Source organism: Mediterraneibacter sp. 210702-DFI.5.30 (assembly GCF_020560115.1).
In the GTDB taxonomy this organism is placed as follows: domain Bacteria; phylum Bacillota; class Clostridia; order Lachnospirales; family Lachnospiraceae; genus Mediterraneibacter; species Mediterraneibacter faecis.
Window position 1 is genome coordinate 1 of record NZ_JAJCME010000141.1, and the last position, 247, is coordinate 247.

General features: G+C 39.3%; 1 protein-coding gene and 1 pseudogene. Both read left to right on the forward strand.

Going from position 1 to position 247, the window contains the following annotated elements:
• Window positions 1–15 precede the first annotated feature (15 nt).
• Window positions 16–108 (forward strand): hypothetical protein, encoded by a 93-nt coding sequence (locus LI126_RS15805; RefSeq protein WP_331469922.1) that lies wholly within the window; start codon window positions 16–18, stop codon window positions 106–108.
• 18 nt (window positions 109–126) lie between these two features.
• A pseudogene (locus tag LI126_RS16090) lies at window positions 127–247 on the forward strand (xanthine phosphoribosyltransferase); the annotation flags it as partial.

Sequence of the window (247 nt, forward strand, 5' to 3'; positions counted from 1 at the left end):
GAAGCTGCTAAGGCGCTGCAAGAGGCCCATTATGCAACCGCTCCGGATTACGCTCAAAAATTAATTTCAGTAATTCAGACCTATAAGTTGTACAATTATGATAAATAAGCCGTTAAGGAGGACTCCATGAAAGAACTGCAGGAAAAAATTAAAGAGTATGGTACGGTTTTGCCTGGCAATGTTTTAAAAGTTGATGCCTTTTTGAATCATCAGGTTGATCCAATCCTAATGAAACACATGGGTGAAG